Raw genomic sequence first — 6,501 nt, forward strand, 5'->3', positions numbered from 1 at the left:
TGTCGTCGGCTGGGGTTCAGGCGGGCCACATCGAGGAGCACGCCGTCAGCCGAGCGCGGCCCCGCATCCGGCGAAGCTGGGCCGTCTCTGGGCTGTCCGAGGCTGCCCGACAGTGGCCGACAACCGCCAATGACGACCACTCAGCGGCCCATGAGCACCGTCCTGACCAACAAAACACAGGTCACCGAGATCCACGGCAAGACCCAGGGCAAGAAGTTGGCGTACTGATCGCGCCCGCCTCCTACGGCCCGCTTTCGAAGAAGCCGGACTTCAGGTCCCCGATGACGGCGTCGAGTGGATGCCCACTGACGATCAACGGTCCACTCCAGGGCGCGCTGAGTGCGAAGAGCAACGCCAGGCTCAGCCCGACCACACTCGCCACACCCGCGACGAGCAGCGACGTTCGCAGGCTGCTGCGGAAGACCAGTGCGCCGGAGTTCACGATCAAGGCCAGTCCGCTGACCACAAGCGTGACGACGTAGAGCGTGGGAACGTCGCGCGAGGCGGCCGCGATGCGGGCACGACGACTATCGGTGACACCGTCCAGGGAAACCACCAGCTCCGTGCCTGTCGTGGTTCCCACCTCGGGCCGGGCTGCCTCGGTGCGCACGCTCCGCTCCAGCCGTGCGATCGCGCGTGCGGTGGCCGGGTCGTCACCGGACGCCGCTGCTGGACTCTTCCATTCCTTGGCACGCGTGGTCTGCAAGTAGTCCAGCAGCGTCGCATGGATCAGCTCCGACTGGACTCGCGGACTGGTCGCCGCCCATGCCAGGCGGGAGGCCGCGGCCGCCTCGTCGCTCACCAGCCCCTCGGCTGCGCGCAGGTAGCCGGCCTCGCTGGCCAGTGAGAGTGCCGCAAAGATCGCGAAGGCAGCGCCGAGCGTCGGCATCAGGGGCGTGGCGATCTGCGGCACCCGGTCCCGTTCCTCGGCCGGTACGAGCATCCGGACGCCGATCCGCGCCACGGCCGCGACCAGTAAGGCAAGGAAGAGCCCGCCCACAACCAGCACCACCGCCGGCAGCGAGGTCAACCAGTCCACCACATCACCTCCAGCACGTTTCCACGAGCACCCCACACGGCGACACATCGGCTCCCGTGGCCTGGAGCTCCTCGTCGATCACTTTTAATGAACGCTCCATGGTCACAGGCCGAAGGCCTTCGACGCTCGCGACGCCCGGCACGGCATCTCGCTTCGTCGGCCGAACAGCCGAGTACGGCCCAGTACGAGGCTGTACTGACAACGACCGCCGCGCCCGTCTCACTTTCCGTCTCATTCAGCCTGGTTCACCGTCGTTCAGCCGAGACCGAAAGCCGGTTCCCATCCGGTGGCGAGCCGCCCATGAACGCAGGTGAACGCCCCCGTACACACACCCACACCCAGCCGGCACAGTGGGAAAGCGTGTGCGTGGCGCTCGCTGAGACCGGCGCTCTGCTCGACTCGGAGTCGGAGTCGGCCTCGCTCAATGAGTGAGTGCGGCACTTGAGCAGTCGAGCTCTGGTTCACAGCCCTTCAGCAGTATCTGCCCTCCACATTGCAGTACCTGGTACGGCGCGGTGGCTCCTCACTACATACACCCTCGTCCACAGCCCGATTACCGAGTCCATCAAGCGCGCTATCCACCCTTCCGCAGGCTCTGCAGACTCGAGGGCGCCCCTCAGCGGGCGAAGCGGTTCGAGCAGAGGTCGCGGCTGGACGTGCCGGCCTCCCTCGCGGAACTGCCGGAGAATTTCGGGCTTGAGAAAGAGGACAGGAGGACAGCCCGTCACGGCGTGCCACAGCCGTACCAGATGCAGGGGTCAGCTGCGGTCAACATGGGTAGCCGGCGGGCGTATCCCCACCTGTCAGCTTGACCGGTGAATCCGCAGTTCACCGGCAGGGTGTCCCAGCCTCTCTCCTCAGGCGGGTGTCGCAGGTTCGAATCCTGCCGGGGGCACCAGTGCGAAGGCCCCGGACCGATCATGGTCCGGGGCCTTTTGGAATCAAGGCCGACATGCCCTCAGCCAGCGGCCTTGGCGATGATGCGATCCATCTCCTCTCGGCCAAAGGCCCGCAGGGTCGTCGTACGGACGTTGCCCACCCCGCCAAGCTGCAGGAGCACCGCGGTGGCAGTTTCCTCGTCGGGTGCCTCGACAACGGCCACGAGGTCGTACGAACCGACGGTCCAGTAGAGGTTCAGGACCTTCGCCTCGAGCTTCTGCGCCGCTGCGGCGAAGGCCTCGGAACGCTTTGCGGTGTCCTTGTAATTTCGGATCCCTTGATCGGTCCAGTTCAGCAACGAGACATACGTCGGCATGGTCTTTCACCTTCATGAGGGAACACATCGCGAGGCCAATCCTGGGCATCGCGACCGAAACGCGCACAAGGTGTGCGCCCGAATGAGCAACAGCAGCCGATCACCAGTGGTTGATCACGGTGGCCGGCACCGGCGAAATCGCACTGCTCATGGCACGTGCTATCCCCCTGTCAGGGCCACCCCCGCCCAGCGTGAGCAACTCCTGGACGACACCCACCCCGACACCCTCACCAGCCGCAAACAACCTCGCTCATGCCCGTCAAGTCGCCGAAGGTGTACAGCAGAGAAGTGCAGCAACCTCAACGACCGCGCTGACCTTCAGCAGCCGTCTACGGCGGATCGAATCACCCGCATGACCTGCCGCCGAAGAGCGCGACGTATTACCACTTCGCCACGTGGCGGGATTCACGAACCGCTCTCTCAGGATCTCCTTCTCCAGCTCCAGCTCACACACCTGCTTACGCAGCCGCTTCAGCTCTTCGCGCTCCGACGGCGTCATCGGCTCACCGTCCCCGCCGGCCCGGGCAGCTTCGGCCGCACGCACTCGTTTCCGCAGGGTCTCGGTGTTGACCCCGAGCTCCTTGGCGACCGAGTCGAGCGACCGCCCGGCGGACGCCACCAGAGCGATCGCGTCCTGCTTGAACGCTTCTGAATACCGGGCGCCACCCACCACGACACCTCCCTCTCGGATCCCACGATCCGAGCCTCAAGAGATGTCCACAAACGAGGCAAACCCGTGCGGGGGGCAACCCCACCGCACTCACTGGCATCAGCGACACCGCCCATAGACGTGCCAGCCGGATTCTGTGGTCACCCAAGTAACCGAATGATGGGACTCAAGAGGCACAACAGCATCCTCAGTCACCGAAGGATTGGTCATGTCCCGCACTCCCCTCAAGCGGCGCCGGCCCACGTACCGTGTTCTGTCGGCCCTCGCCTTACTGACCTTGACTGCCGGCGCCGTCACGGCCTGTAGCAACAACGACTCCGCCTCCAAGCCCGCTGCCTCGCACTCGGCCACGTCGTCCGCCTCGCCGGGAGCCGGCCGGCCAGGCGCATCGAAGCTGCACATGATCACCAATGACGGTCATCGTCTGGCCTTCCATGTCACACAGGGCAACGGTCACACGATCGTCCTGGACTCGGGCGGCGGCGAGGACTCCTCCTACTGGAAGGACCTCGTCCCCAAGCTCCACGCGGACACCGGCGCCACCGTCATCACATACGACCGGGCCGGTATGGGTAAAAGCGACGTGGTGCCCGGCCCATGGAAGGTCGAGAGCGCTGTCAGCGACCTCAGGTCGGGGCTTGAGCAGCTGGGCGTCACCAAGAACGTGATCCTGGTGTCCCACTCCCAGGCCGGCGAGATCGCGAACTACTTCGCCAAGGAAAACCCGAAGACGCTCTCCGGCGCAGTCCTGGTCGACGCCAATCTCCCCCCGTTCTTCACGGACGAAGAGATTGCCCGTCTCGTAGCCGTGAGCCAGCCGCAGATCGACGCGGCGAAGAAGGACCCCGACAAGCCGCAGAACCGCCAGCTCATCTCCACCGCGGAGAACTTCGTCCCTGCGCACAAGGCATTCCATAAGGTCACTTGGCCGGACGCGGTACCGGCAACGGTCATAGTTTCGGGGAAGACCCCGCTCGACGGGTCTCCCGTGGACGCCCAGCGCTGGCGCGACGCCGCCGCTTCGTTCGCCCAGGACGGGCCCAACCGAACGCTCGTCACCGCCAAGGGCAGTTCCCACGAGGTGCCGAAGGACCGTCCCGACCTCGTACTCAAGGAGATCGAAGACATGGTCGCCACACAGCACTGACCCCCCGCCTCAAGCGAAGCCCGTGACAGGCGGCGCCAAGACAGCGCCGGTATGACCCTGTCTGCCGCTGATCGCTTCGGCAGTGCCCCCGATCGGGGCTGATCATGGTGCGTGTCCACGAGACCGTCAGGGCGCCTGGAGGAAAGCCGCGTGGGGCTCTCGACGGGAGCCGGTCATGATCCGAGGATCCTGCGCTTCTGCTCCTCGAACTCGGTATCGGTGAGAACGCCCTGAGTCTTGAGTTCGCCGAGCTGCTTCAGCTGTTCGATCCTGCTGGTCATGTCGGGGGCCGGCGGAGCCGGAGACTGCGCGGCATGGGACGTCGGCTGAGGCGAGGGTGCCTCGGATTCCTGCTGAGCTGCCCAGCGTCCCTGCTGGCGGCGTGACACGCGGTTCGATACGGCGGTCGCCGTTCCGGCGACGACGGCAGTACGCGCGACCCCGCGGATGAGGCCTGGCATGGTTGTTTCCCTTCTGCTCAGCGAGCGACCTCAGCCGCGTCGAGGGCGTCGAGGACTGCGGGCAACGGGATCCGCCCGGAGACGACCATCCCGGCCCCGCCTCGGCGCAGAGCGGTGACGAAGGGAACGGCCCACAGGTTCTCGTGGACCAGGATGCCGGCGGAACTGCCGGGCTCCAGCGCGGTGGCCGCCTCCTCGATGTCGTCCTGGCCCAGGAGAGTGGCCTGGCCCCTCCTGCCCGGTCTGGGTGTGTGGGAGCTGGCGCTGGTCGGCGTCATCCTGGCTCCGACGGATGCCGCGCTCGGGCAGCAGGCCTTCTCCAACAAGCGGGTCCCGGCGTTGGTCCGAGGCGGCCTGGGCGTCGAATCAGGTCTGAACGACGGTCTGGTGCTTCCGTTCTTCGTACTGGCGCTGGCGGCGGCGGGTGAGGGGGAGGGGCATCCGGGCGTCGTCGTGACGTTCCTGCGTGCGCTGCTGCTGAGCGGTGCGATCGGACTCGCCGCCGGTTGGGCCGGGGCGGGCGTGTTGCGTTGGTCGGTTGCTCGGGACTGGAGCACTCCTGCGTGGCGGCAGTTCCTGACGTTCGCCGTTCCCGTGATCACCTACGCGCTGTGCGCCACGGTCGAAGGCAGCGGCTTCATCGGTGCCTGGGTCGCCGGTCTGGCCTTCGGCGGCCGGCTGCGTGGCGCGTCGTCAGGGCGTGTCGCTCGGGCCGAAGGCCCGGGTCCCACGCAGAGCGCGACGTTCAGCGAGCGGCTCGGGCTCCTGCTCGCCTCGGTGAGCTTCCTGGTCTTCGGCGCGGTCATCCTGGGGCCGACCCTTCAGCACCTGACGTGGCGGATGGTGGTCTACGCGCTGATCAGCCTGACCGCGGTCCGGATGCTGCCGGTCGCTCTGGCCATGGCCGACGCCGGTCTGCGGGCCGCCTCCGTCGCCTACGTCGGGTGGTTCGGTCCGCGCGGGCTCGCCTCCCTGGTCTTCGGCCTGCTGGCCTTCGAGGAGCACCTGCCCGGGACGACGCTGCTGAACGGCGTCATCGCCGTGACCGTGGGCCTGAGCGTTCTCCTCCACGGCGCCACGGCCCCGTTTCTGGGAAACCGCTACGGCGACTGGTTCGCCAGGACGCTCCGCACCGAACCGGGCCTGCGGGAGAACGCACTCAGCGCCGACAACGCCCCCGGCATACGAGGCCCCCACAGCCCTTGACGAACACGGCGACTGTGTCCCCCGTGGCGTTCGAACTCGCCGATGGCGAACCCCAGGCTGTGCGAGACAGCCCCGCGCCGAATGCTTCCGCAGGCGTCGGCGGTTGCAGCAGCTCTCCTTCCGCGTCTCACCCAGCCATGGGCCGGGCCTGGGCTAGCGGGCCGGCGACCCGTTCCGGTTGTCGGAAGCGGACTGCCACGCCTGTATGCCCGCTCGGGACGCCTCCTTGGCCTGCTGCCACTTCATGGCCGCCTGCTGGGCCGGAGGCACTTCCATGCCGCGGATCATGCGCCGACCTGCGGCGAACACGGCGAAGGCCGCGATGACCATGCCGGTGCACGCCACCACGGCACCGGCCGCGGTGAGCACGGCACCGGTCGTGACGAGCCGGGTGTCGATGTCGATCGTTTGCGGGGGCTGGTGATGGTTCATGACTCCACCATCCAACGGCAGGTGACCACCTCGCATCCCGGGCACTCGCATCCCTGGCACTCGCATCCCGGGCACTCGCGCCCCGGACAGCGGCACAAGAGGCCGGAGCGCCCCCGTACCGGTAGGTGCGGTCCTGGCGGCAGGCGAGGAGGCGCCGGTGACCGGGGCCGGTGGCGATGTGCTGACGATCGTCGTGCTGCCGGGCTCACCGCCGACGCGGTCGTCGCACAGGAACCGTTCCTAGCCAGTGAGCAGGAGTGAGTCTTGCACCCATGCCTGGTCACTGCGGAC

8 protein-coding genes are annotated in these 6,501 nt (G+C 67.3%); 2 read left to right on the forward strand and 6 right to left on the reverse strand.

All coding sequences use genetic code 11. From position 1 onward, the window contains the following. Positions 1–241: 241 nt before the first annotated feature. The 3 genes from ACFP2V_RS28250 to ACFP2V_RS28260 all read right to left on the reverse strand — a co-directional run bounded on the left by ACFP2V_RS28250 (position 242) and on the right by ACFP2V_RS28260 (position 2,967). Positions 242–1,039 (reverse strand): bestrophin-like domain, encoded by a 798-nt coding sequence (locus ACFP2V_RS28250; RefSeq protein ID WP_381218125.1) that lies wholly within the window; start codon positions 1,037–1,039, stop codon positions 242–244. 958 nt (positions 1,040–1,997) lie between these two features. Then, positions 1,998–2,294, reverse strand: a complete 297-nt coding sequence (locus ACFP2V_RS28255) for a GYD domain-containing protein (protein WP_381218126.1) — start codon at positions 2,292–2,294, stop codon at positions 1,998–2,000. Between the two features lie 259 nt (positions 2,295–2,553). Next, entirely contained in the window at positions 2,554–2,967 is a 414-nt protein-coding gene (locus tag ACFP2V_RS28260; RefSeq protein WP_381218127.1) for a transposase, read from the reverse strand. A 205-nt stretch (positions 2,968–3,172) separates the two neighbouring features. On the opposite strand from ACFP2V_RS28260, the gene ACFP2V_RS28265 reads away from it, so the two are divergent. Then, positions 3,173–4,111 (forward strand): alpha/beta fold hydrolase, encoded by a 939-nt coding sequence (locus tag ACFP2V_RS28265; RefSeq protein ID WP_381218128.1) that lies wholly within the window; start codon positions 3,173–3,175, stop codon positions 4,109–4,111. A gap of 173 nt (positions 4,112–4,284) precedes the next feature. Here the strand turns inward: ACFP2V_RS28265 and ACFP2V_RS28270 are convergent, their stop codons facing one another. Both ACFP2V_RS28270 and ACFP2V_RS28275 read right to left on the reverse strand, forming a co-directional pair. Beyond that, entirely contained in the window at positions 4,285–4,572 is a 288-nt protein-coding gene (locus ACFP2V_RS28270) for an SHOCT domain-containing protein (protein ID WP_381218129.1), read from the reverse strand. A gap of 17 nt (positions 4,573–4,589) precedes the next feature. Continuing rightward, on the reverse strand, positions 4,590–4,850 hold the full coding sequence (locus ACFP2V_RS28275; RefSeq protein ID WP_381218130.1) for a hypothetical protein: 261 nt from the start codon (positions 4,848–4,850) through the stop codon (positions 4,590–4,592). Between ACFP2V_RS28275 and ACFP2V_RS28280 the strand changes: the two genes are divergently transcribed. After that, complete coding sequence (locus tag ACFP2V_RS28280; RefSeq protein ID WP_381218131.1) at positions 4,822–5,778, forward strand: cation:proton antiporter domain-containing protein; 957 nt, start codon at positions 4,822–4,824, stop codon at positions 5,776–5,778. The two genes, ACFP2V_RS28275 and ACFP2V_RS28280, sit on opposite strands and share 29 nt — an antisense overlap. A 153-nt stretch (positions 5,779–5,931) precedes the next feature. Here ACFP2V_RS28280 and ACFP2V_RS28285 read toward each other — a convergent pair whose 3' ends face one another. Beyond that, a complete protein-coding gene (locus ACFP2V_RS28285; RefSeq protein WP_381218132.1) occupies positions 5,932–6,210 on the reverse strand; it encodes a hypothetical protein in 279 nt (92 codons plus the stop codon). Between the last annotated feature and the right edge of the window lie 291 nt (positions 6,211–6,501).

It is taken from the genome of Streptomyces incanus, assembly GCF_042656345.1.
Classification (GTDB): domain Bacteria; phylum Actinomycetota; class Actinomycetes; order Streptomycetales; family Streptomycetaceae; genus Streptomyces; species Streptomyces incanus.

Excerpts from the sequence above, each read along its gene's own strand:
- ACFP2V_RS28255 (WP_381218126.1), bottom strand. The coding sequence starts at position 2,294 with ATGCCGACGTATGTCTCGTTGCTGAACTGGACCGATCAAGGGATCCGA.
- ACFP2V_RS28265 (WP_381218128.1), top strand. The coding sequence starts at position 3,173 with ATGTCCCGCACTCCCCTCAAGCGGCGCCGGCCCACGTACCGTGTTCTG.
- ACFP2V_RS28270 (WP_381218129.1), bottom strand. The coding sequence starts at position 4,572 with ATGCCAGGCCTCATCCGCGGGGTCGCGCGTACTGCCGTCGTCGCCGGA.
- ACFP2V_RS28275 (WP_381218130.1), bottom strand. The coding sequence starts at position 4,850 with ATGACGCCGACCAGCGCCAGCTCCCACACACCCAGACCGGGCAGGAGG.
- ACFP2V_RS28285 (WP_381218132.1), bottom strand. The coding sequence starts at position 6,210 with ATGAACCATCACCAGCCCCCGCAAACGATCGACATCGACACCCGGCTC.